This is a genomic window from Rhizobium sp. SSA_523 (genome assembly GCF_030435705.1).
GTDB lineage: Bacteria > Pseudomonadota > Alphaproteobacteria > Rhizobiales > Rhizobiaceae > Neorhizobium.
In genome coordinates this window covers 1,748,635-1,774,331 of the sequence record NZ_CP129382.1, presented here as the reverse complement: position 1 = coordinate 1,774,331, position 25,697 = coordinate 1,748,635, and the positions used below count along the sequence as shown (strand labels likewise).

General features: G+C 63.3%; 22 protein-coding genes. 9 read left to right on the top strand and 13 right to left on the bottom strand.

The features are described from left to right. Positions 1–12 precede the first annotated feature (12 nt). The 6 genes from QTJ18_RS16870 to QTJ18_RS16845 form a co-directional block, all read right to left on the bottom strand. A complete protein-coding gene (locus tag QTJ18_RS16870) occupies positions 13–441 on the bottom strand; it encodes a DUF3429 domain-containing protein (RefSeq protein WP_252752859.1) in 429 nt (142 codons plus the stop codon). Then, positions 438–1,448, bottom strand: a complete 1,011-nt coding sequence (locus tag QTJ18_RS16865) for an NAD(P)/FAD-dependent oxidoreductase (RefSeq protein WP_252752916.1) — start codon at positions 1,446–1,448, stop codon at positions 438–440. The genes QTJ18_RS16870 and QTJ18_RS16865 overlap by 4 nt, the downstream gene beginning before the upstream one ends. Continuing rightward, on the bottom strand, positions 1,448–1,597 hold the full coding sequence (locus tag QTJ18_RS16860) for a DUF2256 domain-containing protein (protein WP_252752860.1): 150 nt from the start codon (positions 1,595–1,597) through the stop codon (positions 1,448–1,450). Before QTJ18_RS16860 ends, QTJ18_RS16865 begins: the two co-directional genes overlap by 1 nt. A gap of 55 nt (positions 1,598–1,652) precedes the next feature. Continuing rightward, on the bottom strand, positions 1,653–3,497 hold the full coding sequence (locus QTJ18_RS16855; protein WP_252752861.1) for an ArnT family glycosyltransferase: 1,845 nt from the start codon (positions 3,495–3,497) through the stop codon (positions 1,653–1,655). A gap of 282 nt (positions 3,498–3,779) precedes the next feature. After that, positions 3,780–4,292: a superoxide dismutase family protein gene (locus tag QTJ18_RS16850; RefSeq protein WP_252752917.1), complete on the bottom strand. Its 513-nt coding sequence runs from the start codon at positions 4,290–4,292 to the stop codon at positions 3,780–3,782. 174 nt (positions 4,293–4,466) lie between these two features. After that, entirely contained in the window at positions 4,467–5,645 is a 1,179-nt protein-coding gene (locus QTJ18_RS16845) for a GGDEF domain-containing protein (protein ID WP_252752862.1), read from the bottom strand. Between the two features lie 137 nt (positions 5,646–5,782). On the opposite strand from QTJ18_RS16845, the gene QTJ18_RS16840 reads away from it, so the two are divergent. After that, positions 5,783–6,559: an OmpW/AlkL family protein gene (locus QTJ18_RS16840; RefSeq protein ID WP_252752863.1), complete on the top strand. Its 777-nt coding sequence runs from the start codon at positions 5,783–5,785 to the stop codon at positions 6,557–6,559. A gap of 75 nt (positions 6,560–6,634) precedes the next feature. Here QTJ18_RS16840 and QTJ18_RS16835 read toward each other — a convergent pair whose 3' ends face one another. The 5 genes from QTJ18_RS16835 to QTJ18_RS16815 form a co-directional block, all read right to left on the bottom strand. After that, a complete protein-coding gene (locus QTJ18_RS16835; protein WP_252752864.1) occupies positions 6,635–7,678 on the bottom strand; it encodes a sulfate/molybdate ABC transporter ATP-binding protein in 1,044 nt (347 codons plus the stop codon). A 17-nt stretch (positions 7,679–7,695) separates the two neighbouring features. Then, a complete protein-coding gene (gene cysW, locus QTJ18_RS16830; RefSeq protein ID WP_252752865.1) occupies positions 7,696–8,565 on the bottom strand; it encodes a sulfate ABC transporter permease subunit CysW in 870 nt (289 codons plus the stop codon). After that, positions 8,558–9,415: a sulfate ABC transporter permease subunit CysT gene (gene cysT / locus QTJ18_RS16825; RefSeq protein ID WP_252752866.1), complete on the bottom strand. Its 858-nt coding sequence runs from the start codon at positions 9,413–9,415 to the stop codon at positions 8,558–8,560. Before cysT ends, cysW begins: the two co-directional genes overlap by 8 nt. A 14-nt stretch (positions 9,416–9,429) precedes the next feature. Next, complete coding sequence (locus QTJ18_RS16820) at positions 9,430–10,455, bottom strand: sulfate ABC transporter substrate-binding protein (protein WP_289852057.1); 1,026 nt, start codon at positions 10,453–10,455, stop codon at positions 9,430–9,432. 324 nt (positions 10,456–10,779) lie between these two features. Next, positions 10,780–12,528 carry an SLC13 family permease gene (locus tag QTJ18_RS16815; RefSeq protein WP_252752867.1) on the bottom strand — a complete coding sequence of 583 codons (1,749 nt, stop codon included), beginning with the start codon at positions 12,526–12,528 and terminating at the stop codon, positions 10,780–10,782. A gap of 434 nt (positions 12,529–12,962) precedes the next feature. Here QTJ18_RS16815 and QTJ18_RS16810 point away from each other — a divergent pair, with 434 nt between their 5' ends. The 5 genes from QTJ18_RS16810 to QTJ18_RS16790 all read left to right on the top strand — a co-directional run bounded on the left by QTJ18_RS16810 (position 12,963) and on the right by QTJ18_RS16790 (position 17,013). Beyond that, positions 12,963–13,166: a hypothetical protein gene (locus QTJ18_RS16810; protein ID WP_252752868.1), complete on the top strand. Its 204-nt coding sequence runs from the start codon at positions 12,963–12,965 to the stop codon at positions 13,164–13,166. Between the two features lie 92 nt (positions 13,167–13,258). Next, positions 13,259–13,717 carry an RrF2 family transcriptional regulator gene (locus QTJ18_RS16805; RefSeq protein ID WP_252752869.1) on the top strand — a complete coding sequence of 153 codons (459 nt, stop codon included), beginning with the start codon at positions 13,259–13,261 and terminating at the stop codon, positions 13,715–13,717. Positions 13,718–13,754: 37 nt separating this feature from the next. Continuing rightward, positions 13,755–15,113 carry an FAD/NAD(P)-binding protein gene (locus QTJ18_RS16800; protein ID WP_252752870.1) on the top strand — a complete coding sequence of 453 codons (1,359 nt, stop codon included), beginning with the start codon at positions 13,755–13,757 and terminating at the stop codon, positions 15,111–15,113. 221 nt (positions 15,114–15,334) lie between these two features. Further along, positions 15,335–16,273: an IS110 family transposase gene (locus QTJ18_RS16795; RefSeq protein WP_301557814.1), complete on the top strand. Its 939-nt coding sequence runs from the start codon at positions 15,335–15,337 to the stop codon at positions 16,271–16,273. A gap of 404 nt (positions 16,274–16,677) precedes the next feature. After that, complete coding sequence (locus tag QTJ18_RS16790; protein WP_301557813.1) at positions 16,678–17,013, top strand: hypothetical protein; 336 nt, start codon at positions 16,678–16,680, stop codon at positions 17,011–17,013. 83 nt (positions 17,014–17,096) lie between these two features. Here QTJ18_RS16790 and QTJ18_RS16785 read toward each other — a convergent pair whose 3' ends face one another. After that, on the bottom strand, positions 17,097–18,809 hold the full coding sequence (locus QTJ18_RS16785; RefSeq protein ID WP_252751318.1) for a flagellin N-terminal helical domain-containing protein: 1,713 nt from the start codon (positions 18,807–18,809) through the stop codon (positions 17,097–17,099). Between the two features lie 348 nt (positions 18,810–19,157). After that, positions 19,158–19,820, bottom strand: a complete 663-nt coding sequence (locus QTJ18_RS16780; RefSeq protein WP_301557812.1) for a hypothetical protein — start codon at positions 19,818–19,820, stop codon at positions 19,158–19,160. A gap of 402 nt (positions 19,821–20,222) precedes the next feature. Between QTJ18_RS16780 and QTJ18_RS16775 the strand changes: the two genes are divergently transcribed. Genes QTJ18_RS16775 through QTJ18_RS16765 form a run of 3 tightly spaced genes read left to right on the top strand, consistent with a single transcriptional unit; the run spans position 20,223 to position 25,664 of the window. Beyond that, complete coding sequence (locus QTJ18_RS16775) at positions 20,223–20,975, top strand: ImuA family protein (RefSeq protein ID WP_252751316.1); 753 nt, start codon at positions 20,223–20,225, stop codon at positions 20,973–20,975. Further along, a complete protein-coding gene (locus QTJ18_RS16770) occupies positions 20,896–22,407 on the top strand; it encodes a Y-family DNA polymerase (protein ID WP_252751315.1) in 1,512 nt (503 codons plus the stop codon). Before QTJ18_RS16775 ends, QTJ18_RS16770 begins: the two co-directional genes overlap by 80 nt. Continuing rightward, positions 22,404–25,664, top strand: a complete 3,261-nt coding sequence (locus QTJ18_RS16765) for an error-prone DNA polymerase (RefSeq protein ID WP_252751314.1) — start codon at positions 22,404–22,406, stop codon at positions 25,662–25,664. Before QTJ18_RS16770 ends, QTJ18_RS16765 begins: the two co-directional genes overlap by 4 nt. The last annotated feature ends 33 nt before the right edge of the window (positions 25,665–25,697 follow it).

Genomic DNA, 25,697 nt, shown 5'->3' with positions numbered 1-25,697 from the left:
ACGTGAGCGTCCTCAGGTGAGCATCAGCTTGGCCAGGTAGGCCAGGCAGACGAGCCCGGTGATGCGAAGGCGCAGGCGCCAGTACCAGCGCTGCTCGAGCCCGGCTGCGAGCAGCAGGCGGTCGCAGCCGAGCAGAGCGAGGAAGATCGCCAATTGCAGGAGGAGTGCCGCGCGGCCCTCTTCGACAAGCAGCGAGAGCCAGGCGCAGAGCGCCAGAAGATTGCTGAGGAGAAGGGGGAGGATGGGCGATGCCTCGCGCGCCTGCACCAGTCCCCAGAGCGAGCCGCCCATGAAGGCGGCGATGACGGCGCCATAGGCAAGGAAGGCCTTCAACGGATCGAGCACCGCCAGAAGCGGAAATGTGGGCGGAAGCAGCAGGAAAAACGGCAGGGCGCCGGCATAGGTCAGGATCTGCGTCAGGGTTCTGGACGGAAGTATCATGCTGAGGCTTTCGGAGGGTCTCGCTCGGGATCCAGGGCTTTCAAAGCCTGTGCGAGGTGAAAGCCGCTGAGGAAGGCGGCCTCCACCCGGTTGCCGATGCACCAGTCGCCGCAGGCGGCCAGCTGGCGGTCCGCATCGATCAGGAATGGCGAGCCCAACGGGGTCTCGACATTGGCATACCGCCAGCGGTGAAGATCCACCATTCTCGCCTCGCTCCAGCCGATGGTCGGGAAAAGCGACCGGCAGGCCTCCAGCATCAGATCGCGCACGGTGTCCGGCGCGGTGTCCAGATGCGCCTGCGACCAATCGTTCCGGGCGTGGACGACAAGCGCGGGATCCGGCGCACGGCCAGGCTTGCTGTGATTGGCGGCGATGAAACCAAGGATCGGGTGACCGGTCAATCGGCAGGCGGCGAAAGGAAGATCCGTATCGGCCGGCGGATCGATCATCAGCGTGAAACAGCCGCTCATCCGAACCTGATCGAGCGCGGCCTTGTGTAGCGCCGAGAGCGGCAGGAGAGCCTGGGTCTGCGGCGCCGGAGCGGAGGAGACGACCCAGTCATAGGGGCCATAGACGCCGCCCTTTGTGGTGAGATACCAGTCGCCCGGTCCTCCCTCCACCGACTGGATCTGCAGGCTGCAGAGGACGGCCAGGCCATCCGCCAGATGACGGGCCAGGGCCGACATGGCCGGAACTGCAACAAACCGCCCGTGGCGATCCGTCGATTGCCGCACCTGGCCGGTTTCGTCCCGCTCCATCAGCAGGCCGTCCCAAAGCGCCACCACGCCGGCCTGCATGGCACCGTCCATGCGGTGGCGGAAGTGCGGGTCGCGAATGGTGAAATACTGGGCGCCATGGTCGAAGCTCGCCTGAGCCCGCCTGCGGGTCGCCATCCGGCCGCCAAGCCCCCGGCTTTTCTCGAATATGGTGATCTCGGCACTGCCGGCAAGCTCCGCCGCGAGACTGGTCCCCGACAGGCCTGCGCCGATAATGGCCAGTTTTTGCATCACGCTGCGGCCTTCATGCGACGGCAGCGCTCGGAACAGAACTTCACCTGATCCCAGTCCCTCTGCCATTTCCGCCGCCAGTGGAAGGGCCGCTGACAGGCGGCGCAGACCTTGCTGGGCAGCAGGCTTTTCGGTTTCTGCTTCGGCATGCACTCCATCCCGGTTTGCGCTTGCCCCTTTTTACGGGCCGGCGGGTCCTTCGGATCAGTCGCCAAACGCGAGCGCCATCTGCGGTTTCACATAGATCTCCATCACCCGCCGGCGCAGCCCGTTGACATTGCGTCCTGTCGCGGTGGCGGCCGGCGAGATGTTCACGCCGGCCCGCGCCAGCGCCGCACGGAAGGCCGCGCCGTCTTCCGCCGCGACAATGGCCACGGCGCAGCTGGCCGACTCGAATCTCGCCGCGGCCGCCGCGCCATCGACAAGCGCCGTCTGCGTGCCGAGCCGGAAGACCACGCTCGGTTCGCCATAGCCGGAGACGAGGATTGTCGGGGCGGCGCAGCTTTGCACGCCGGCAACCGCCTCGGCGATCCTGTCGGAAAGCCACAGGTCGCGGGCCTGCGGCAGGATGACGGCAAAGGCCAGGAGATAGGCCGTGGCGGCGCTGGCAGTCATGGCGGCAATGGCCGGCATCAGCCGTCCCGACAGGAGCAGCCAGGAGGCACAGATGCCGGTCAGGGCGACGACAATGCCGAGCGCCAGGCCGGAAAGACTGATCTCGCCTTCGATCCGGTACAGCGCGGCATTCAGGCCGATGCCGAGCACAAGCCCGCCGAGCGCGACGCCGAGATAGGTCAGCCTGAACCACCAGTGATCGCGGACAATCCCTCGCTGCGTCAGGGCAAGACCCGTCAGCACCGCCAGCGCGGGCATCATGGGCAGGATATAGTTCGGCAATTTGGTGGCCGTCAGCTCGAAGACGATCCAGGCCGGTACCGCCCAGAAGAAGAGGAAGCGCACGGATTTTTCCGTTCGCCGCCGAAAGGCAAAGCTGAAGGCCAGCGAGGCGAAGACCGAGAGCGGCCAGAAGGTGGCCAGCGCCACCAGAAGATAGGTGCCGGGTGGCGCGCCATGGCTTTCCTGGGCCGTGGCGATCTTGCCCAGCACATCGCGGCCGATCGATTCGCGGAAGAAATCGCCGCCGGAAATGAGGCCGATCGCCAGAAGCCAGGGCAGCACCACCGCCAGCATGGCGGCGATGCCGGCAAGGGGAGACAGGGCGCGCAGCAGCGAAAAGGAGCGTTCGGTCAAGGTGATGCCGAGCCCGGTCAAGCCAATCACCATGGGCGCCACGGGTCCTTTGATGAGGATGGCAAGGCCGAGCGAGAGCCAGAACAGGGCGTTGCGCCAGAAGACCGGCCGACGCGCTCCATCCAGATAGGCGTGCAACAGCGCGAATTGGCTGGCCATGATCGCGGCACATAACATGGCATCCGTCTTGGCGATGCGGGCCTCGAGCGCCAGTTCCACCGTCGTGACGGCAAAGAGGCCAGCCAGCAGGCCGGCCCATGGGCCGACGACTTGTCCCGCAAAGTGTCCCGCAAGGTGTCCGGCAACAGGGCCGGCACTGGCGTCGTGACGGGAGCCGGCATCATGGCGGGCCATGCGATCCGCCATGGCATAGGAGAACAGTCCGACCAGCACGGCGCCGAGCAGCGAGGGAAGGCGGAAAACCCAGAGCGGCGTGGAATGCGGCTGGCCGCTGGCAAGTCCCGCCAGTCCCTGCAGCCAGTAGATGCCCACCGGTTTCTTGTAGCGGGGATTGTCCTGAAAGCGGATATCCACCCAATTGCCGCTTTCCAGCATCTGGCGGCTTGCCTGCACGTAAAGCGCCTCGTCGCGATCCGTCAGCGGCAAAAGGCTGATGCCGGGCGCCAGCGTGATGAGGGAGACCAGAAGCAGGATCGAGAGGTGGATCAGATGGCGGCGGACCGGGGCCTTTGCCAAAGACTTTTCCTTGCCGAGACCTGCCGGTCCGGCGGCATCCGGCAGCTTCTCATCCTTCGGGCTGGCATTTGGTACGACATCGAGCGGGGGCATGCTGGTCATCTCGTGATCCACCATCGAGCAAAGGGGCCGTCAGACAGGATGACCGCGCCTTGCGAAATCCGGCATCCTCAATATGACATATACCGGACGGATGAGGCTTGCATGATGATGGATGTGGCATGTCTTCCACAGGATGCGGGGACGCCGCAGGCTAAGCGCGTCGCGGCACTCCTCCTGCGGCGGCACTCCTCCTGCGGCCGCCTCTCTCAGGCGTCCCTTTGGCGGCGTTTCCTCTGCCGCGTCCCGGCAGCGGAGGGATCGCTCCCTCCGGCCGGACCTTTTTTACTCGATCACGGCGCAGGCCAGTCGATTGCCGGCATTGCCGGAAGGCTGGCTCTTATAGTCGTCGCCCTTGGCATGCACCATCAGCGCGCGGCCCTTGATGCCGTTCTCGCCTTCGCCAAGCGTGACCATGGAATTGAAGACCTCCGCCTTGAGCGAGCCATCCGCTCCGACATACTGGTTGGGCATGTCGCCCGCATGCGGCCCGTTGGCGGACTGGTAGCCGTGCTCCTTGGACCCGGGGTTGAAGTGGCCGCCGGCCGATTCATGCTTGGTGGCGGGATCGCAGCTGCCGGTTTCATGCACGTGGAAGGCCACCCACTGGCTTTCCGGCAGGCCGCTGACGTCCAGCTTGATCAGAACGCCGCCGGAAGGCATGGCCATGATCTGCGCCGTGCCGTTCGACTTGCCTTCCGCATCGACGAATTTGGCGGAGCCGGTGGCGGCATCCTGCGCATGGGCTGCCCCGGCAAGGGCAAGGGCGGTGAAAGTGGCGGTTAGGGTCTGGCGCATCATCGGTTTGTTTCCTCCATTCGGATATTGGTCTGGTTTGCTCGTTCTCGGTGGTTCTTCCGGCGCTGACGCAAGGTCAGCCGTCTGTTCGGCGGCGACGGCAGGTGCCGCATCGCTCCGGCTCGAACCAGGGTAACTGGCGACGGCGGCAATTTGTTCATCCGATTGTGTGGATCAGGCAGGTGCGGCTGTGCACCAGCAGACGCGATTGCGCCCGCCGCGCTTGGCCTCGTAGAGCGCTTCATCGGCGCGCTTGACGGCGGGCTCGATCGCGCCCTCGTTCTCCAGAAAGGGCGAAACGCCGATGGAGACCGTGACGAAAACCGACTGCTGCCCGGCCTCGAACGGTACCTCGGCGATGCGACAGCACAATTGGCGCGCCAGCGAAAGGGCCTCTTCGAGCGTCACATCGTGCACCACGGCGATGAATTCCTCGCCGCCCCAGCGGCCGACCACATCCTGCTGACGGCGGAACGTGGCTTTCAACCGCCTGGCGAATTCGCACAGGATGGCGTCGCCGCCGTCATGGCCGAAGCGGTCATTGATGGATTTGAAGTGATCGATATCGGCGATCAGCAGGGCCATCGGCCGCTTCTTGCGCCTTCCAGCGCCGACGACGGCGAGCGCCCGCTCCTGGATGCCGCGACGATTGGCAAGGCCGGTCAGGGCGTCGGTCGTGGCAACCTCCTTCATCCGGGCCTGGGCATCCTCCATCGACATGGCCAGAAGCCCGACATAGGTCAGCACGCTGGAAAACTGGTCGATGACCAGCGCCGTCAGGATGCTGACGCGTTCGGCGCCGAGCCCATCGCCATAGCCGGCGAGCTTGGCGAACAGGATCACCAGCGAGGCGCAGAAGGCGAGGCTGTAGCTGGCAATCGAGAGGCCGACCAGGAGCTGGGAGCGCAGGATAGTGTGGCTGTGCCGGGTGAGGAGCAGTTTCGCCGTTGCGCCCGTCAGGACGGCAAAGACGGAAAAGATCATGGCCAGCGCCAGGTCGCTATCGCCGCCCATGATCCGGATCAGGCCGTAGACGAGGCCGGGCGCCACGAGCATCACGGCCAGTCTTCGCCCATCGACCTTTCTGCCGAAGAAGGCGCGGGTGCCGCTCCAGAGCAAAGCGACACTGGAGCCGAGGATCACATAGATGCCGGTTCCCTTGACCAGCGGGAAATCGGGATAGCTCGGATCCGTATAGGCAATGAGAATGCCGAGCGCTGAGCAGATGACGCTGATCGACCATTGCGTGAAGGCCGCCCGCGCCGGACCGACTAGGCTTGCCAAAAGAAAGATCAGCAGAAAACCGCCCCGCGCGGACACGCTCGCAAACAACAGCGTGTCTATGTCTAGCATTTTAGCGCTCTCCAATAAACAAAACGAGCTATTATACTGCCTGTATCCGTTTTCTGAAGGACGAGTTTTAACAATAGGGCAAGAAAAATTCTCTATACAGACACCGTTCATGCCGGTTTGCTTGGAAAGGGTCTGCCGTGTCGGTCACGCAATCGCTCAATCCGCGGGTGGTCCCGCGGCTGAAATGGGAAGGCGCGTGCGGACGGTCCGGCCGCAGGTCTCGATGGTCTCTGCCGCTTGTCGGATGCCTTGCGCTCGAGCTGGCGGCCGTCCATGCCCCACCCAGTCTGGCCCAGGACAGTCGGGCAGAGGGTGCGGAAATCTTGTCGCCGGCAAAGCCCGATGCCGGCGCCTTCCAGGCCGGCGATATCCTTCTGCGCGCCCGCATAATGGGCGCCATGCCCTATGACCAGCATACCAGGATCGATGGGATCGGCGGCGAGATCGACGTGCCGGCCATGATCCTGCCGGATATCGATATCAGCTATTTCGTGACGGATCACTGGGCGATCGAAGGGCAGACGGGCGTGCTGCGCAACGACATCACCATCCACCGTTCCGCCTATGGCGATATCCCGGTCGGAAAGGTCTGGTCGCTGCCGCTTTCGGTGACGGCGGAATATCACCCCCTGCAGGATGCACGCCTCAGCCCCTATCTGGCCGCGGGTGTGCTGATCAACTGGTTCTTCGGCGAGGAACCGGCCGGCGGCTATGTCGATCACTTCAAGGTCTCGACCCGCTACGGCGCCGTGCTGCGTGCCGGCATGGATTACCGGCTGGACGATCGCTGGTTTGCCAATGCCGAGGTGAGGCAGCTCTTCCTGCCGGAGCAGACGATCGAAAATCGCGGCATGACGGCTAAGACGAGCCTGAAGCTCCTCTCCTTCGGCCTTGGCATCGGCTTTCGTTTCTAGAACGCTTCCGGCGAAGCTCGGTCTCCCGTCAACCGCAGCTCCGAAGGGAGGGACGCAGCGCCGGGCCCCGGTCGTCTATGCCGGGGGAGCCAGCGGGAAGATCGAGAAGTGTCGCGGCCGAAACGAGATCGATGTCTTCAGCGAGGCCGGATGATCGAGCGGAATATCCACCTCGACCCGGTGGCGGCCGCCACCCAGTTCAAGCTCCACGCGGCGTGAGCCGGCAAGCCTGCGGCTGCCGACAACGACCCCGCTCAGGCAGCCTCCGCAGCCATCGAGGAATTCCACATCATGCGGCCGGAAGAAGAGGTGACCCTCTCCCTTGATGTCGGCTTTCAACCCGGTCGGCCTGTCATCCAGCCAGACGGCGCCGTCTTCCACCCGCACCGGCAGTTCGGAAGCCTCGCCGATGAAGCGGTGGACGAAGGGGGAGTCCGGCCGGTCATAGACATCGTCGGCGGAGCCGACCTGTTCGATCCGGCCCTTGCTCATCACCACGACGCGGTCGGCCAGTTCCAGCGCCTCTTCCTGATCATGGGTGACGAAGACTGTCGTATGGCCCGTGCGGTCGTGAAAGGCGCGCAGCCATTTGCGCAGCTCCTTGCGAACCTTGGCATCCAGCGCGCCGAAGGGTTCGTCGAGCAGCAGGACCCGCGGCTCAATGGCCATGGCGCGCGCCAGCGCGACGCGTTGGCGCTGGCCGCCCGACAACTGGTTGGGATAGCGTTTTTCAAGCCCGGTCAGCTGCACCATTTCCAGGAGCTCGCCGACGCGGCGGCGGATCTCCGCCTTTGCGGGACGCGTCGCGGCCGGGCGAACCTTCAGCCCGAAGGCGATATTCTCGGCTACCGTCATGTGGCGGAACAGCGCGTAATGCTGGAAGACGAAGCCGATATTGCGGTCCTGGACGCTTTTTGGCGAGGCATCCTCGCCGCCGAACAGGATCTGCCCGCCGGTCGGCTGGTCGAGGCCGGCGATCAGCCGCAGAAGCGTCGTCTTGCCGGACCCCGATGGCCCCAGAAGGGCGATCAATTCGCCGGAGCGGATATCGAGCGAGACATCGCTCAAGGCCGGCAGGCGGGCAAATTCCTTGGTCACATGCGAAACCGAAACATCCATGATGGGTCTTGAGCCTTTCAGTGTCGGCGTCCGCCGGCCGTGCCGGCGCCGAAGCGGATTTCCAGAAGCGTCTTGAGGGCAAGCGTCACGAGCGCCAGCGCGGCGAGCAGCGAGGCGACCGCAAAGGCCGCTGCGAGATTGTATTCATTGTAGAGGATCTCGACATGCAGCGGCATTGTGTTGGTCAGCCCCCTAATATGGCCGGAGACCACGGAGACGGCGCCGAATTCCCCCATGGCCCGCGCATTGCAGAGCAGAACGCCGTAGAGCAGCCCCCATTTGATGTTGGGCAGGGTGACATAGCGGAAGGTCTGCCAGCCGGAGGCGCCGAGCGACAGCGCGGCTTCCTCGTCGCCGGTGCCCTGATCCTGCATCAGCGGGATCAGTTCGCGCGCCACGAAGGGGAAGGTGACGAAAACCGTGGCCAGCACGATGCCCGGCACGGCGAACAGGATTTCGATGCCATAGCCCTTGAGGATTGGGCCGAGCAGGCTGTGGCTGCCGAACAGCAGGACATAGACCAGGCCGGAAATCACAGGCGAGATCGAAAAAGGCAGGTCGATCAGCGTGATCAGGAAGGCCTTGCCCTTGAATTCGAATTTGGCGATGGCCCAGGCCGCCGCGACGCCGAAGACGAGATTGAGGGGAACGGCGATCGCCGCGACCGTCAAGGTGAGGCGGATGGCGGCCGCCGCATCCGGCTCCACCAGCGCATCCCAATAGCTTTGCACACCGTTGCGGAAGGCCTCGACGAAGACGGCGATCAGCGGCAGGAACAGGAAGAAGGCGAGGAAGGCGGCGCCGATCGCGATCAGCGTCAATTTCGTCGCCAGGCTCTCATCGGCCGGATCGCGATATCGCCGCCTTGCAGCGTGAGAATCAGCCATGTCCATATCTCCCGCGGCTCCAGGCCTGGATCAGGTTGATGACGAGCAGCATGGCAAAGGAGATGGCCAGCATGATCGTGGCGATGGCCGTGGCACCGGCATAATTGAATTCCTCCAGCCGGATGACGATCAGGAGCGGTGCGATTTCCGAAACATAGGGGATATTGCCGGCAATGAAGACGACCGAGCCATATTCGCCGACGCCGCGGGCGAAGGCGAGGGCGAAGCCGGTCAGGATCGCCGGCGTGAGGCTCGGCAGCAGCACTCTGAAGACGGTCTGGAACCGGTTGGCGCCAAGCGTGGCCGCGGCCTCCTCCACCTCGCGGTCGATCTCCTCCATCACCGGCTGCACGGTGCGCACCACGAACGGAAGTCCAATGAAGATCAGGGCGATGGTGATGCCGATCGGCGTATAGGCGATGCGGATGCCGAGCGGCATGAACCAGGCGCCGATCCAGCCCTGCGGCGCATAAAGCGCGCTCAGCGCGATCCCGGCCACGGCCGTCGGCAGCGCGAAGGGCAGATCCACCATGGCATCCACCAGCCGGCGGCCGGGAAAATCGTAGCGGACAAGCACCCAGCAGATCAGAACGCCGAAGACGGCGTTGACCAGCGCGGCAATCAGCGCCGTGCCGAAGCTGATCTTCAGCGCCGCCAGCGTGCGCTCATCGGTCAGGATGGAGAGGAAGGCCTCGCCCGGCATGGCCGTGGCGCGCCAGACGAGCCCGGCAAGCGGGATCAGGATGATGAGCGAAAGGTAGGCGAGCGAAAAGCCGAGCGTCAACCCGAAACCCGGGATGATGCTCGGCTCCTTCAGGCGCCACCGTCCGCTGACGGTTGCGGATGTCATTGCGGCGGGGCTCCTCAGCGGGCGGGCTTGTAGATCTGGTCGAAGATGCCGCCATCGCCGAAATGCTCGGGCTGCGCCTTCTTCCAACCGCCGAAGATCGGGTCGTCGATGGTGACGAGCTTGATGTCGGGCAGGGCCTTCAACAGGTCGGGGCTGACGACATCGCGCTTTGCCGGGCGGTAGAAGTGCTTGGCGGCCAGGTTCTGCCCCTCGTCGGAGTAAAGATATTGCAGATAGGCTTCCGCCACCGCCCGGCTGCCCTTGGCATCGACATTCGCGTCCACCACGGCGACCGGCGGCTCTGCCAGGATGGAAATCGGCGGCACGACGATCTCGAAGGAATCCTTGCCGAATTCCTCGCCGGCCAGATAGGCCTCGTTTTCCCAGGCAAGCAGGACATCGCCGATCTGGCGCTGGGCGAAGGTGATGGTGGAGCCGCGGGCGCCGCTGTCCAGCACAGGCGCGCGCTTGTAGAGATCGGCGATATAGGCGCGGATCTTCTCCTGATCGCCCTTGTATTCCTCATTGGCCCAGGCCCAGGCGGCAAGGTAGTTCCAGCGCGCGCCGCCGGAGGTCTTCGGATTGGGCGTGACGATCTGCACGTCGTCCTTCACCAGATCGCCCCAGTTGCGGATATTCTTCGGATTGCCCTTGCGCACCAGGAAGACGATGGTGGACGTGTAAGGGGAGGAATTATTGGCAAGCCGCCCGCGCCAGTCCGGCTTGATCTTGCCGCCGTTGTCGACGATCGCGTTGATGTCGCTTTCCAATGCCAGCGTCACGACATCGGCTTCCAGCCCGTCGATCACCGAGCGTGCCTGTTTTCCCGAGCCGCCATGCGATTGCTGGATGGTCACCGTCTCGCCCTTGTCCGCTTTGTAATGCTTGGCGAAAGCCGCATTGAAATCCTTGTAGAATTCGCGCGTCGGGTCGTAGGAAACATTCAACAGTGTCGTATCGGCCATGACCTGCGGCGCAAGAAGCAGGGAGGCGAACAGGCCGGCTGCGGCAAATCCGAGCAATTGTCTGGATCGGGACATGATGGCTTCCTCTCGTTGATGACGATAAGACTACTGTTCAGGTAGACTAAGTCAACGCGGCTTCTGCGGCCGGGAAAACTGTTTCCCTTCGGCAGCGGCCGCTAGAAGAGGATCAGTGCGCCGGCCCCGATTGCCGCAAAGCAAAGGTCCTCAAGCCCGAGCGCCGCGCAAGAATCGTTTCTGCGAGAGCGTCACGAAACCGGTTTTTCCCCAGCATGCCGAGGCCAGTTTCGAGAGCAGTGGCTGGCTGCGGCAAGCACTGGCAGGCTGTGGCAAGCCATGGCGTGATCAGCGGCAAGACCGATGATTGCGCGCGCCCAGAGATCAGGCCAGGCCCTGCCAGTAGAGCAGCAGAACCAGGCCGGCGGTGGAGACGCTTGCGAGGGCGACCGGCCAGCCGAGCTTGAGGAAATCCCGGAACCGGTATTGCCCGAGCCCGTAGGCGAGCGTGTTGTTGTGATGCCCGAAAGGCGTCAGGAAATCGCAGGAGGCTCCGACGGCGACAGCCATGACCAGCATTTGCGGCGATAGCTGCGTGGATTGAGCGATCTCGATCGCGATCGGCGCCAGGATGGCAACCGTGGTGGCATTGTTGACGAAGGGCGTGATGACCATGGCGATCGAAAGAAGCGAGAAGACGGCGATGGCGGCATTGGAGAGCGGCAGGTGATCCGCCATGGCGGAGGCGATGGCGGAAGCCGCGCCGGTGGTGCCGACCGCTTCGCCGAGCGGCAGCATCGCGGCCAGAATGACGAGGATCGGCCAGTTGAGATTGCGCAGGGCGGATCGGATGTCCAGCTTGCCGGTGAGGGTGAGAAAGGCCACCACGCCGCCCAGCGCCAGCTCGGGCGCAAGCAGGCCGCAGGCGGCGGCAACCACGCCCGCTGCAAAGATGGCGAGCGGCATGCGCCCTACGACAGGGTTTGCCGCCGTCCTGTTTTCGGCGATCTCGACGAGCTCATGATAGGCGATGAAGGCGTGGATGGCGGCCTCGTCGCCTTCCAGAAGCAGGATGCTGCCAACTTTGAAGGTGACCTCCTCGAAGGGGCCGTCATAGCGAAGCGGCTCGCCCTCGACCTGCAGGATCTCGACGCCCCTGTCATCGCTCAGGTCCTGGGCGGCAATCGACGAGCCGGCAAGCAGGCTGTGCGGCATGACCACGGCGCTGATGCGCCGCCGCTCGCCGGAGGCCGCCTTGCGGAAATAGGATACGGCTCCTGCGGCAAGCGCCCTTTCCAGGGCCTTCGGATCGGCCTCCACCAGCAATCGGTCGGAGGGGCCGATGGCCGTCTCCGGGCGCAGCGGAAACAATCGCCGGCCGTCGCGGATGATGTTGAATATGCGCCCGCCAAGGCTCGCCTCCAGCGCGGCGACCGAGGGGGCCGGATCGTCGAAGGACTGGATCTGCAATTCGGTGCTCACCCGTGACAAGGCAAGACTGTCGGCTTCCGCTTCCGGCGCATCCTCGGCCATCAGCGTGCGCGGCAGCCAATAGGCCAGGATCAGCAGGCCGGCGGCCGTGGCCAGAATGCCGACCGGGGCGAAATCCAGCAGGGAAAAACCCGCAAGACCGGCGCGTTGCAGAAAGGTGCTGGCCACAAGATTGGCCGGCGTGCCTATCGTCGTCCACAGGCCGCCGAGCAGCGTGGCATAAGAGAGCGGCAGAAAGATCCACCGCACGGGCATGCGTCCGCGCGCCATCAGCGAGAAGCAGGCGGGCAGCATCAGCGAGAAGGCCGCGACATTGTTCATCACGCTCGACAGGCAGGCGGCAAGGCCGCAGAGCGCCATGATTTTCGTCCGCGGCTCTGTGAAGCGGCGATTGAGGATTTCCCCGAGGCGATCGAAGATATGGCTTCTCGCCAGCGCATGAACGATCAGGAGCACTTCGACGACGGTGATCACCGCGGGATTGGTCAGGCCCGAAAACACCCGGTCGGCGGGAACAAGGCCGAGCACGGTTCCCGCAACCAGGCCCGCAATGGCGACGCTTTCGGCGCGGAAGCGGTCGCTGGCAAAGGCGGCAAGGAGGACTGCAAGCAGGCCGATGATCAGGATTTGGCTGAGGGTCACACCCGAACTCATCTTCTCGTGGCACCGGCGACCATGGATAGCAGATTTGGAGAGAAGTCCAGATCCGGAGCGGCCTTCGATAATATTCCATCACGTGTGTTGGCCCCGACCGGCTCGGTTCGCGCGAAGAGGGCGCATGGCGAAGCCTTGGCACAGGGGGCGGCCGGCTGCGCAACGGAGATTTTGCCGGGCTCGCAAAACGGGGAAGAACTTTTTCCTCTGCCGGGCGTTTTCAATGAGAATCGTCTACTGTGACGGTAGACTGAGTCATTCTGATAGCAGGCCCACCCTGCGGCAAACATTACATGCCGCTTGGCAAGGAGCCGAGGAAGAGCCCGACGACAGGAGGGAGGCAGACCAAACGACAGGTCTACATACGGGCCACATACGGGCCGAAAGCCTGGTTTCACATCGTTCCATAGGGAGATGATGACATGCACGGCAGCAGACTATCCGAACAAGCGCTCGCCTGGGCGGCGTTCCTGGCATCCTACATTCTCGTCTTTCTGATGATCTTCGTGCCGCTGATCCGGCACGAGGCACCCGCCACGCCCCCATCCGCGCTGGCGGCCGGCGGTGATGGCACCCCGCAACAGCTTGCGCAGGCCCTTCACCCGGTAAAGACAAAGGAGCGGTAGGATGCGAGGTTACACTGGTCGAGACCGAAGTCGGCAGGTATATGATTGGCAATCGCTCCGTCTGGAACCTGTGCGAAAGGAAGCTCCATTCCATGTTGTCGATGAAAGGCAAGTACGGGCTGAAAGCGCTCTATCACCTTGCCGGATTACCTCCCGGAGTGATGGCGCAATCCGTCGAGATTGCCGAGAAACATGCGATTTCCAAGAAATTCCTGGACGCCATCCTGGCGGATCTGCGGCATGGCGGCTTCGTGCAGACGCGCAAGGGCCGCGGCGGCGGATACTGCCTCACGCGCTCGCCGGATACGATCATGGTTGGGCATGCCCTGCGGGTTCTGGATGGTCCGCTGGCGCCGATCCACTGCGCCAGCCGGACAGCCTATCAGCGCTGTCACGATTGCCGCGACGAGAATGCCTGCGCCGTGCGCCTGACTATGCTGGAGGTGCGCGACGCTATCGCGGCCGTGCTGGACAACAAGTCCCTGACCGCCATGCGGCAGATGGTGGAGGACGAACAGGCGGATATCGAGACCGTCCTCTCGGCCTCCTGACCTTCGCTTGCGGCCTTGCCGGCCGGGAGGTGGTGCAATGACGCTGCATGTGGCGATCATCGGCGGCGGCGCCAGCGGGACGCTTGCCGCGGCCCATCTTCTGCAGCGGCGGGTCAGCCCGCAGAGATTGCGGATCACCATTGTCGAGGCGCGTCGGGATGTCGGCGCGGGCCTTGCCTATTCGACCGACCAGGCCTGCCACCTGTTGAATACCCGCGTTCACAATATGAGCGCCTTTGCCGAGGATCCGGCGCATTTCAGCCGCTGGCTCGAGCGCCAGGGTTTCGGACCCGGCCTGGACATGGATTTCGTGCCGCGAAAGACCTATGGCGCCTATCTGGCGGATCTTCTGGCGCCGGCGCCGGAGGCGGGCCCCGTGCCCCGGCTGCAGATCCTCCATGAGGAATGCGTGGGTCTGCGCGTTCACGATCACGGCGTCGAGGTCTCGCTGTCCGACGGCACGGTCGTGCCAAGCCATTTTGCCATTCTCGCCACCGGCTTCAGCCGGGACGATCGCGCAAGGACCGGGCTGGAGGATCCCTGGACGCGTCCCGCCCTCGCCGATCCCCGGGCTCCGGTCATTCTGGTCGGCACCGGGCTGACCATGGTCGACATGCTTCTTTCTTTGCTGGATGCCGGCCAGACCGCTCCCATCCATGCGATCTCCCGGCGGGGATTGCTGCCGCAGCCGCACAGGCCGACAAGGCCGCTGAAACTTGCCGCCGCCGATATTCCCATCGGTGCGAGCGTCGCTTACCTGCTGCGCTGGCTGCGGGCCACGATCCGCGCCCATGAGGCGGCCGGCGGCGACTGGCGGGATGTGCTCGACGGCCTGCGGCCACACACCCAGCTTCTGTGGCGGCATCTTCCCCAGGACAGCCGGCAGCGCTTTCTCCGCCATGGGGCGACGCTGTGGGATATTCATCGTCACCGCATGCCGCCATCATCCGCGGCGCGGCTGGCCGAGGCCCAGGCCGCCGGCCTCCTGCATATCGTCAAGGGCCATTTCCGGCAGGCGGAGCGGCAGGCCTCGTCAACCAGCGTGACTTACCGGCCCTCCGGCGAACAGGCCCCGGCGGTGCTGGAAGGCGCCTATGCCATCGATTGTCGCGGCTTTCGCCGGCTCTCGCTGCCGGTGCCGAGCCGCCTGCTGCAGGCGCTTCTGGACCAGGGTCTGGCACGCCTGGATCCCTTGCATCTCGGCCTGCAATTCGATGCGAATGACGCGCTGATCACGGATCAGGGACAGAGTTCCCAGCGCATTTTCGGCGTCGGGCCGATCACCCGGGCGACGCATTTCGAGATCATCGCCGTGCCGGATATCCGCGTCCAGGCCGCCCGGCTGGCCGAGCGCCTGCTCGGTACGCCCGGACTGTCCGCCATAGCCACCGGCTGACATGCTTGTCTTATGATTTTCTTGCTTCTTGGTGAGATAAAGAAGCGCCGGAGAGGACGGCCCTCCTCTTCCGGCGATGGGGGACGGATCGTGGACATGCAGGCCGCCAGTCTTGCGAATGCCGGGCCGAGCTAGAGTGTGATCGCCCCCATCTTTTCCAATCGTCCTGAACGGATACCCGAGCTTTGGGCTCGGATGACAAGCATGGGAGATCAGAAAAGATGACGGATATTACCATCGGCGCAGACATCTCGAAAGACCATATCGATCTGCACAGCCTGCCGGATGGCCAATCACTGAAGGTTGCCAATGACCGCAAGGGATTTGCCGCCATTGTCAGATGGATCGGCGCAAAGACAGTGGCACGCATTGTCTATGAACCCACCGGCCCTTATCACAAGGCCTTCGAGCGCTTCATGATGGTGCAAGGCTTGGCCCTCTCCAAGGTCAATCCCCGCCTTGCAAGGCGCTTCGCGCAAGCCACTGGCAGACTTGCCAAAACAGACCGGATCGATGCTGGACTGCTGGCGCGTTACGGCGCGCTTCTTCAACCGCGCATTCTTGAGACCGACACGCAAATCCGCAATGATCTGAAAGAGTTGCATATCGCTCGTCTGGCCCTGATCAAGGACAGGACCGCCGCGAAGAACAGGTCGAAGACCCTGTCCAACCTGCTCTTGAAGAGACAAAATATCGACAGGCTTCGGCAGATCGAGCGGCAGATCAAGGCCGTGGATGAGGCCATCATGGCCTTGATTATCGAAGATACGACCCTGAAGGCCAGGTTCGATATCCTTGTCTCGATCCCCGGCATATCTCAGGTCACGGCCTTCACGCTTCTTATCGAGATGCCGGAACTGGGCGAATTGGAGGAGAAAACAGCCGCAGCCCTTTGCGGTCTTGCCCCCATGAGCCGCCAGTCCGGACGATGGACCGGACGCGCTTTCATCGCTGGCGGGAGGGCCATCGTTCGGCAGGCACTTTACATGCCAGCCCTCGTTGCCTGTCGTTTCAACCCGGACCTCAGTGCCAAATACGACCAGCTCAAAGCCGCCGGAAAACCACCGAAAGTCGCCATAACAGCAGTCATGCGAAAGCTCATCGTGCTGGCAAACGCTCTCCTGCGGAAAAATCGAAAATGGACGCCAAAACCCACTTGATCAAAACGGATACTCTAGGCGCCGGTGCGGCGCCCGCAAGCGTGCCTCAGGATCTGGCTCGGGACCTGGCACATCACCGGGCACATGACCTGGTACATGACCCGGGCACAAGCCCGGTTTCAAGGGGCGGAAGCGGCAGGCTTCCGCCCCTTTTTTCCGCTGCCGCGCAGCCGGGCTCTTCACGCGCCTTGCGTGCCGGTTTTGCCTGAAGGCGGCGGCGTTCGCGCCTCGCGCGGCACCCAAGCCCCGGCAGAGGAACAAATCGGAACAGATCCCGTTAGTCGCAGCACGAAGCAGGAGCGATCGTCGTTCACGGTCCGGAGCCGTGATTGCGTGCGGGCCTCCCGCTTCGGGGGCAAAGCTGCCGACCGATCGATTGACCGCTTGTGGCGCTATTGGGAGAGATGATGATGAAGTTCAAGCTGGCATTGGGCATGGCCCTAGGACTGGGACTGGGACTGGGACTGACCTGCGCGGTTGCGACGGCAGAGGCAAGATCCGACCTTCACCTGTACGGGGCGGTGCCAATCGCCGGCGACCGTCACCTGACGATCGCCTATAATAATGCGCAGGCCCGGTGCAGCCTCGAACTCTATGGAACGACCGGCCCGGTGATTGCCTATGACAGCCGGTTTGGCGCGCCCGCGCTGCGCGGCTGCCTGTCGCGCCATGGCTTCACCTTCGTGAACGACGAGCCCTATGCCTATCCGGTCCGCAAGGTCTTCGTCCTCGTCAAATAACAGGCCGCGGCCTCGGATCTTGCGGGCCCGGGAAGCCATACCGGCCTCCTGGCCCTGGCTCTACCTTTGGCCCTGACACAGCGTCAGCTGAACAGCTTCATGAGATTCTGCGCGCTGCTATTGGCGATCTGGAGCGACTGGATTGCCAGCTGTTCCTGGGCCTGCAGCGCCTTCAGCCGGGTCGAAGCCTCGTTCATATCGGCATCGACCAGCCGGCCGACGCCGCGCTCCATCGTATCCAGCAGAGACTGGGTGAATTCCGTCTGCATTTGGATGCGCGCGCTCACCGCGCCGATCATGCTTGCCCCATCTATGGACCGCTGGAGCATGTATTCGACGCCAGTCAGATACTCCGCCAGGGTGAACCTGTCGCCGGTGATGTCGATCTCGGCGAGATCGAATTCCAAGGCCCAGGGCGGGATGGACTGGACATTGCCGACAAAGACGCGGGCCGCCCTGTTTCCGGCTTCCGGAAACGTCGCCTGATCCGCCGCAAATGTCAGCCGTGGCCCGGATGCCGTGACCGTCAGGGCGCTTCCGGCCGAGGCATAGGCGATGACGGCAGCAAGGCTTGCGGCATCGACAATGGCACCGTCCGTGGTGCCAAGGGCCGCATCGACCGTGGTCCGGTCGATCGTATAGGTCTGGCGCGCATTGGAGCCAACCTGCACGTCAAAGAAGATTTCCGACTTCGGCGAGACGGTGAAGGGCTTGGTGAAGTCGATACTTGCCTTCGGATACATGTTGTCGTGATTGTCCTTCGGCGGACCTTCGAGACCCAGGGCAAAGCCTGCGGGCTTGGCACCGTTGAAGTCCGATGTCACATTGGAGATCGTGATGCTCGAACCGGGTTCGCCGGAGGTTTCGCGCGAGCCGATCTCGAAGAGGTTTGATCCCAGGCCGCCGGAAAACAGTCCCTCATAGGCGGTAGCCGGCACCCCATTGGCCGTGAACACCGCCTGGAGGACCTTGCGCATGTCGTCTGCACTATTGATCTCGCCGGTGGTGATGCCGAGGGCACTGTCCACCACCGCCTTGTCGATCGTCAGCCCCATGAAATCGAGGCCGGCGGAATGGTCGCCGCTATCCACGTTGATGTCGAAGAGGATGTAGTCTCCGGTTGCAAAGCTTGCGGGGCCGGTAAAGATCCGGCTTTCATGACCCTGATGGGCAACGGAGTTGATTCCGGTGCTTCGGAAGCCGCCGATATCGCCGACGCCCCATAATTCCTTCTGCAGGATACCGCCGCCGCCGCGGTTCAGCATGCTCGTCAATTTCAGGTTCACATCCGTCGTTTCGACAGAGACGGTGCCGTTTGCCAGGCGGGAAAAGGAGGATACGAGCGAAGACTGCAAATTTTGCGTTTCCATCAGATGCGTCGAGGCCTCGGTGGAAAGCCAGTTGATGGAGCTGAAGCTGGACGAGGCGACGATGCTTTCCGCCTGGGCGTTCAACTGAACCAGTTCCTTCTGGATCTTCGACGTGTCGACGCCCGGCTCGCTCGCGGCCACCAGTTTCGCCTTGAAGTCATCAAGAACGCGCACGATGGCCTGCGTTCCGGAATAGGCGGTGTCTGCAATGGCCGCGCCGAAGCCAAGCGAGTCGGCAACAGCCGTGATCGCTTTGGCATCCGATGTCATGGTCGTGGAAATCGACCAGTAGGCAGCATTGTCGGCGGCAGTTTCGATGCGCAGCCCGCTGCTGATCTGGTTCTGGTTTTCGGAAAGCTGGCTGGAAACAGAACGAAGTGTCTGGAGAGCGGCGATGGCCGCCGTGTTCGTCATGATGCTGGTCATGTTAAAAGTCCGCGGGCAAAGGCGCGCGCCAGGACCTCATCGCAAGGTCCAGCAACAGGCCGTCAACTTTGTGAGCACTTCTAACGGTTAACCCCAGGGGTGCCCGACCTCATGTCGGGACCGTCTCCGTCATGCCGGCATCCTCTGAAGGGCCATCGGCACATATGGAACGCGATTCGGCGTCTGCAATCTGAGCGTGAATCAGCCTTTACGTGGTTAACGAATTCCTACCTGATTGCAAGAGCGTTTTCAGCAGGCGGCGGAGCTTGAGGATGCGCCGGAGGAGCTGATGGGAGGCGGCAGGACGGGGAGCGGAAGGAGAGCGGGAAGGAGAGCGGGAAGGGGCGCTCAGCTTTGTTCGGCACCGGGTTGGGCCTTGCGGCCAAAGCAGGCGAGCGCGTCGGCGACGCAGTCGATCTCGGGTGCAAAACCGCTCAGCAAGGAAAGGAGCCTGGTTTCGATGGCCCGGGCGGATTGGGGGTTTTCGAGGGCGATGGCATTGTCTCGAAGGAAGCGGGAATAGAGGCTGGATCGCGCGGTGGCGCGCGCTGGAAACCTTATGCGCGTCATGCCCTTTTCGGCCGCGGCGGATGCTATGCAGGTGATCAGATCCTGACGCAGGTCGTGATCCGCCAGAGGACCAATCTCCGCATTGAGGACGAGATAGCCCCGTGCCTTGTCATCGCCCGCCCTTTGCTCCATCCACATGGCGATGGGATAGCCGGCCCACCATTTTTCGCAGCCTTTCCACGCGCGCGGGATCGCGCCCAGCGCCTCATGCCAGGCAAGGGGGAAAAAATTCGTAATAGCCTTGCCACTGCCGGTGAGGATGAACGGCTGATCCTGGACGCGGACGATTTTGCCGGCCTGGGGCGGATCGCCGAAAATTTGATGCGCGGCCGTGACGAAAGGTGATGTTTCCTGCTGGGGCAAAATGAGATCGAAGGTCTGTTTGTGGTCGCGGTAAAGCTGTCTTGCCAATGCCTCCAAAGGAGATCTCTTTTCACTCATAAAGCATGTCTTTCATCCAGCATGTCTGTCACTGCGGCTTTCCAAGGGTCCGTGATCTGATCCTGGTTCGGCTTTGTCAAGCAGCCGAAGCCGGAACGAAGCCGGACAAATGTGGACAGGAGCAGACCTTCGTCGAGGAAACCGGTGAGACCTGGATGCAACGGGCCTTTTCGATTTCGGGGTAAAAAATTTTCTTCAATAAGACCGGTCGGTTGGGGGAGCTTCCTAGCGAACTGATTCAAAACGAAAATCTGAGGATTTGCTAAAGTTCTGAGATTGTTTTCCTATTTTCGAGCGACTTGACTCCCTGCCGATAACGGAACAGAAAGAGAACATCAGGCATTTCTGGCGGCATGATGCTGTATTAACCCCCAACGTGAGCCGAAAGGATTTGCGCGAACGATGTCGGCTGCCCGCGATCAAGTTCTTGCTGATCTGCGCGAACGCATCTCCTCCATCCAGGGAGAGGGCGTCGCGAAAGCCGGCTGCCTGCCTTTCGGCGTGCCGGAGATCGATGCCGTGCTGCCGGGGGGCGGTCTGGCCCTGGGGGCCCTGCATGAATTTGCGGGCGGAGGATCAGGAACCGTCGATGGCGCGGCGGCAGCTTTGTTTGCCGCGGGCATTGCGGCGCGCACAAGGGGACCGGTCGTCTGGTGCCTGACCCGGCCGGATCTTTTCTTTCCGGCGCTTGCACAGGCGGGACTGCATCCGAAGAGAGTGATCTTCGTGGAGGGCGACAAGGAGGAGGATGTCGCCGCCAATATGGAGGAGGCCCTGAGTTTCGGCGGCCTCGGGGCGGTGGTCGGCGAAATGGTTCGATTGCCGATGGTGGTGAGCAGACGGCTTCATCTCGTCGCCGAGCGAACGGGAACCATCGCCCTGGCGGTTCGGCGGTGGCGGCGGCAGACCGAGGCGAATGACTTCGGCCAGCCGACGGCGGCGACGACGCGGTGGAGAGTGAGTGTTCTGCCATCAGAGGAGCTTCCGGTGCCGGGCGTCGGGCGGCCGCGCTGGTTTTTGGAGCTGATGAGATCGCGTGCGGGCGAATGTGCTGAGTTTCACGTCGGAGCGTGTGATGACAAGGGTCGTATCCATATATCTTCCGGATCTGCCGACGGATCGCATTCGTCGCGCCGATCCCTCCATTCCGCCTGAGCAGGCCCTGGCCGTGATCGCCCGCGCAGGGTCGAAGCGATGGGTCTCGGCTGCCGATGCCGCCGCCAGGAAGGCGGGGGTGCGTGTGGGCATGCCCGCTGCCAAGGCGCAGGCCATCTTCCGCGGCCTGCTGCTCGTCGATGCCGATCCTGCCGCGGATGCGGCGGCGCTGGACCGCCTTGGCCTCTGGGCGCTCGGTCATTATTCGCCCATCGTCGCCGTCGACGGGACGGACGGCATCGTCATGGACACGGAAGGGGCCGATCACCTGCAGGGCGGCGAACTGCCGATGATCACCGGCATCGTCAACCTGTTCCGTTCCCGCAAACTCACAGCCAGGGTGGCGATAGCCGATACATGGGGAGCGGCGCATGCCTGCGTCCGCGCCATCAGCAGGGATGTCGTCATCGTTCCGCCGGGCGAGATCATACGCGCCGTCGAGGCGCTTCCGATCTCGCTGCTGCGGCTGCCGGAAAAGGTCGTCCAGGATCTCCGCGTCCTCGGTTTCCAGACGATCGGCGAGCTTTCCAATACGCCGAGAGCGCCGCTTGCCCTTCGCTTCGGGCCAGAGGTCGGCCGCCGGCTCGACCAGATGTATGGCCGGATGTCGGACCCGATCGATCCCATCCGGACGGCGGAGCTGGTCGAGGTCTCGCGTGCCTTTCAGGAACCCATCGGTGCCGCCGAGACGATCAACAAATATGTCGGCAGGCTGGTCGTGCAATTGGTCACTGAGCTCGAAAGGCGCGGCCTCGGGGTGCGGCGGACGGACCTCATCGTCCACAAGGTCGACAATACCATCCAGGCGATACGCGCCGGAACCGCCAAGCCCGCGCGCGATATCGCCTGGCTGACCAAGCTCTTCAAAGACCGGACAGAGAAGATCGAACCCGGTTTCGGCATTGAAAAGCTCGTCCTCGTCGCTGTTTCGACCGAGCCGCTGGCGCAGGAGCAGAAGGCCTCCTCGCTGGTCGAGGAGGAGGTACAGGATGTCACGCCGCTGATCGACATCTTCGCCAATCGCGGGCAGCGGGTCTATCGCGTGGCGCCCTTTGCATCGGATGTTCCCGAGCGCAGCGTGCGGCGGATAGAGGCCGTGGATGCCGAGGAGACCGCGGGCTGGGTCAGCCACTGGCGCAGGCCCATCAGGCTCTTCGACAGGCCCGAGCTGATCCAGGCCATTGCGCTTCTGCCGGATTATCCACCCGCCAGCATTACATGGCGCGGCCGGCGCCACCGGGTGAAACGGGCCGACGGGCCGGAGCGCGTGTTCGGCGAATGGTGGAAGCATCCGAACGAGCTGGAGGCGGTGCGGGATTATTTCGCGATCGAGAACGACGAGGGCGAACGCTTCTGGATCTTCCGTTCCGGCGACGGCCTGGATCCCGAAACCGGATCGCACAGGTGGTTCATGCACGGAATCTTCGCATGAGCTATGCCGAGCTTCAGGTGACCACGCATTTCAGCTTCCTGCGGGGAGCGTCCTCGGCGCGTGAACTGTTCGAGACGGCGAAGGAACTCGGCATCGAGGCGCTTGGCGTGGTGGACCGGAATTCGCTGGCCGGAATCGTTCGAGCGCTCGAAGCCTCGCGGGAGACCGGCATCCGCCTCGTCGTCGGCTGCCGCCTCGATCTGCAGGATGGGATGTCGGTCCTCGTCTATCCGGTGGACAAGGCCGCCTATTCCAGGCTGACCCGGCTCATCACGCTGGGCAAGGGCAGGGGCGGCAAGGACAATTGCATCCTCCACCTCGAGGACCTCGCCCTTTATGCCGAGGGGATGATCGGCATCCTCGTGCCGGATCTCGCGGATGATGGCTGCGCCATCCAGATGCGCAAGATGGCCGAGATATTCGGCAGGCGCGCCTATGTATCGCTCTGCCTCCGGCGTCGGCCGAATGATCAGCTCAGGCTCCACGACCTGGCGACCATGGCGGCGAGGTTCAAGGTGAAGACGGTCGTCACCAATGACGTCCTGTTTCACGAGCCGTCGCGGCGGCAGCTTCAGGACATCGTCACCTGCATCCGCAACAATACGACCATCGACGATGTCGGCTTCGATCGCGAGCGGCATGCCGATCGCTATCTGAAGCCGCCGGAGGAGATGGAGCGTCTCTTTCCGCGCTATCCGGAGGCATTGGCGCGGACCCTGGAAATCGTCGAGCAGTGCAAGTTCAGTCTCGAGGAGCTGACCTACGAATATCCCGAAGAGGCGCTGATCGACGGCCTGGATGCCCAGCAGTCGCTCGAGCAGTGCGTGCGCGACTGCATTCCGATCCGCTATCCCGAGGGGCTCCCGCAGAAGGTCCTGCGGTCGGTCAGGCATGAGCTCGACCTCATCAAGGAGATGGATTACGCCCCCTATTTCTTGACCGTCTACAGCATTGTCCGCTTTGCGCGCTCGCAGGGCATCCTGTGCCAGGGCCGGGGATCGGCGGCCAATTCCGCCATCTGCTACATTCTCGGCATTACCTCGATCGATCCGGAAACCAATGACCTGCTGTTCGAGCGCTTCGTCAGCAAGGAGCGCAATGAACCGCCGGACATCGACGTGGATTTCGAGCACCAGAGGCGCGAAGAGGTGATCCAGTGGATCTACAAGACCTATGGCCGCGACCGGGCGGCGCTTGTCTGCACCGTCACGCGGTACCGGGCCAAGGGTGCGATCAGGGATGTCGGCAAGGCCATGGGCCTGCCCGAGGATGTGACGAAGGCGCTTTCCTCCGGCCTCTGGTCATGGTCGGAGGAGATCACCGAGCGCAATGTGCGTGAACTGAACCTCAATCCCGACGATTACCGGCTCGTGATGACGCTGCGCCTGGCGCGCGAGCTGATGGGTGCGCCACGCCATCTCGGCCAGCATGTCGGCGGCTTCGTGCTCACCCGTTCGCGCCTCGACGACCTGGTGCCGATCGAGCCGGCGGCGATGCAGGACCGTCAGGTGATCGAATGGGACAAGGACGATGTCGAAGCCTTGAAGATGATGAAGGTCGACGTGCTGGCGCTCGGCATGCTCACCTGCATGCAGAAGGCCTTCGACCTGATCCGGGAGCACAAGAACGAGGATCTCGACCTGGCCAGGATAAGGCAGGAGGATCAGGCGACCTATGCGATGATCCGGCGCGCCGATACGCTCGGGACCTTCCAGGTGGAATCCCGGGCGCAGATGGCCATGCTTCCGCGGATGAAGCCGAGGACCTTCTACGATCTCGTCGTCCAGGTCGCCATTGTCCGCCCCGGCCCCATCCAGGGCGACATGGTTCATCCCTATCTGCGCCGCCGGGAGGGAAAGGAGCCGGTCGAATATCCCACCGAGGAACTGCGAGAAGTGCTCGGCAAGACGCTCGGCGTGCCGCTTTTCCAGGAATCCGCGATGAAGGTCGCCATGGTCTGCGCCGGCTTTACCGCGGGCGAGGCCGATCAGCTGCGCAAATCCATGGCCACTTTCAAGTTCACGGGCGGCGTCTCGCGCTTCCAGACCAAGCTGATCGAAGGGATGGTCAATAACGGCTACAGCCGGGAATTTGCGGAAAGGACGTTCAAGCAGCTGGAAGGATTCGGCTCCTATGGTTTTCCGGAAAGCCATGCCGCATCCTTTGCGCTGATCGCCTATGCGAGCTGCTTCATCAAGTGCCATTATCCGGATGCCTTTGCCGCGGCGCTCATGAATTCGCTGCCCATGGGCTTTTATGCCCCGGCGCAGATCATCGGCGATGCCCGCAAGCACGGGGTCGAGGTCCGGCCGATCTCTGTTGCCCATTCAAGATGGGATTGTACCCTGGAAGAGATCCCCGGCTCGGACCGCCACGCCATCCGGCTCGGCATGCGCCAGGTCGCCGGGCTGGCCGTCGCCGATGCCGCCCGGATCGTTGCGGCGCGCATGGAGCGGCCTTTCGAGAGCGTCGACGATGTCTGGCGGCGTTCGGAGGTTCCCGCGGCAGCGCTTGTCCAGCTCGCGGAGGCCGATGCCTTCCGGCCCGCCTTCGGACTGGAGCGCCGCGATGCTTTGTGGGCGATCAAGGCGCTGCGCGACGAGCCTCTGCCGCTGTTCGTCGCCGCCGCCGAGCGGGAGATGAGGTCCGTTGCCGAGCAGCAGGAGCCGGACGTGGCTCTCCGGCAGATGACGGAAGGCCACAATGTCGTTGAGGATTACGCCCATGCCGGGCTCACGCTCCGGGAGCATCCGATCTCCTTCCTGCGCCGTGACCTCTCGGCGCGCCGGATCGTCACCTGTGCCGAGGCCATGAATGCCCGCGACGGGAGCTGGCTGTGCCTGGCGGGCCTCGTTCTGGTGCGGCAGAAGCCCGGTAGCGCCAAGGGCGTGATGTTCATCACCCTGGAAGATGAAACCGGCATTGCCAATATCGTCGTCTGGCCGAGCCTGTTCGAGAAGCGGCGGCGCGTCGTTCTCACGGCGAGCATGATGGCGATCCAGGGCAAGATCCAGAGAGAGGGGGATGTCGTGCATCTGATCGCGAGACAGCTCGACGATCTGTCTGACGAGCTTTCGGCGCTGGCGGATCGCGACACCGCATTCAAGAATCCGAGCGGCCGCGGCGACGAATTCGCGCATGGTTCGCCGGGAGCCGGGGACGCACGGGATCGGCCGAAACCGAACAAGGTACGCGACATATTCATTCCCGACCTGCACATCGACACCCTGAAGGTGAAGAGCCGGAATTTTCACTAGAGAAGGCCCAGCAAAAGTGCGTTAGCGGTTTTG

Excerpts from the sequence above, each read along its gene's own strand:
- QTJ18_RS16785 (WP_252751318.1), bottom strand. The coding sequence starts at position 18,809 with ATGACCAGCATCATGACGAACACGGCGGCCATCGCCGCTCTCCAGACA.
- QTJ18_RS16800 (WP_252752870.1), top strand. The coding sequence starts at position 13,755 with ATGACGCTGCATGTGGCGATCATCGGCGGCGGCGCCAGCGGGACGCTT.
- QTJ18_RS16865 (WP_252752916.1), bottom strand. The coding sequence starts at position 1,448 with ATGCAAAAACTGGCCATTATCGGCGCAGGCCTGTCGGGGACCAGTCTC.
- QTJ18_RS16850 (WP_252752917.1), bottom strand. The coding sequence starts at position 4,292 with ATGCGCCAGACCCTAACCGCCACTTTCACCGCCCTTGCCCTTGCCGGG.
- QTJ18_RS16820 (WP_289852057.1), bottom strand. The coding sequence starts at position 10,455 with ATGTCCCGATCCAGACAATTGCTCGGATTTGCCGCAGCCGGCCTGTTC.
- QTJ18_RS16790 (WP_301557813.1), top strand. The coding sequence starts at position 16,678 with ATGATGATGAAGTTCAAGCTGGCATTGGGCATGGCCCTAGGACTGGGA.
- QTJ18_RS16810 (WP_252752868.1), top strand. The coding sequence starts at position 12,963 with ATGCACGGCAGCAGACTATCCGAACAAGCGCTCGCCTGGGCGGCGTTC.
- QTJ18_RS16845 (WP_252752862.1), bottom strand. The coding sequence starts at position 5,645 with ATGCTAGACATAGACACGCTGTTGTTTGCGAGCGTGTCCGCGCGGGGC.
- QTJ18_RS16765 (WP_252751314.1), top strand. The coding sequence starts at position 22,404 with ATGAGCTATGCCGAGCTTCAGGTGACCACGCATTTCAGCTTCCTGCGG.
- QTJ18_RS16870 (WP_252752859.1), bottom strand. The coding sequence starts at position 441 with ATGATACTTCCGTCCAGAACCCTGACGCAGATCCTGACCTATGCCGGC.
- QTJ18_RS16855 (WP_252752861.1), bottom strand. The coding sequence starts at position 3,497 with ATGACCAGCATGCCCCCGCTCGATGTCGTACCAAATGCCAGCCCGAAG.
- QTJ18_RS16835 (WP_252752864.1), bottom strand. The coding sequence starts at position 7,678 with ATGGATGTTTCGGTTTCGCATGTGACCAAGGAATTTGCCCGCCTGCCG.
- QTJ18_RS16780 (WP_301557812.1), bottom strand. The coding sequence starts at position 19,820 with ATGAGTGAAAAGAGATCTCCTTTGGAGGCATTGGCAAGACAGCTTTAC.
- QTJ18_RS16770 (WP_252751315.1), top strand. The coding sequence starts at position 20,896 with ATGACAAGGGTCGTATCCATATATCTTCCGGATCTGCCGACGGATCGC.
- QTJ18_RS16860 (WP_252752860.1), bottom strand. The coding sequence starts at position 1,597 with ATGCCGAAGCAGAAACCGAAAAGCCTGCTGCCCAGCAAGGTCTGCGCC.
- QTJ18_RS16795 (WP_301557814.1), top strand. The coding sequence starts at position 15,335 with ATGACGGATATTACCATCGGCGCAGACATCTCGAAAGACCATATCGAT.
- cysW (WP_252752865.1), bottom strand. The coding sequence starts at position 8,565 with ATGGCTGATTCTCACGCTGCAAGGCGGCGATATCGCGATCCGGCCGAT.
- QTJ18_RS16775 (WP_252751316.1), top strand. The coding sequence starts at position 20,223 with ATGTCGGCTGCCCGCGATCAAGTTCTTGCTGATCTGCGCGAACGCATC.
- cysT (WP_252752866.1), bottom strand. The coding sequence starts at position 9,415 with ATGACATCCGCAACCGTCAGCGGACGGTGGCGCCTGAAGGAGCCGAGC.
- QTJ18_RS16805 (WP_252752869.1), top strand. The coding sequence starts at position 13,259 with ATGTTGTCGATGAAAGGCAAGTACGGGCTGAAAGCGCTCTATCACCTT.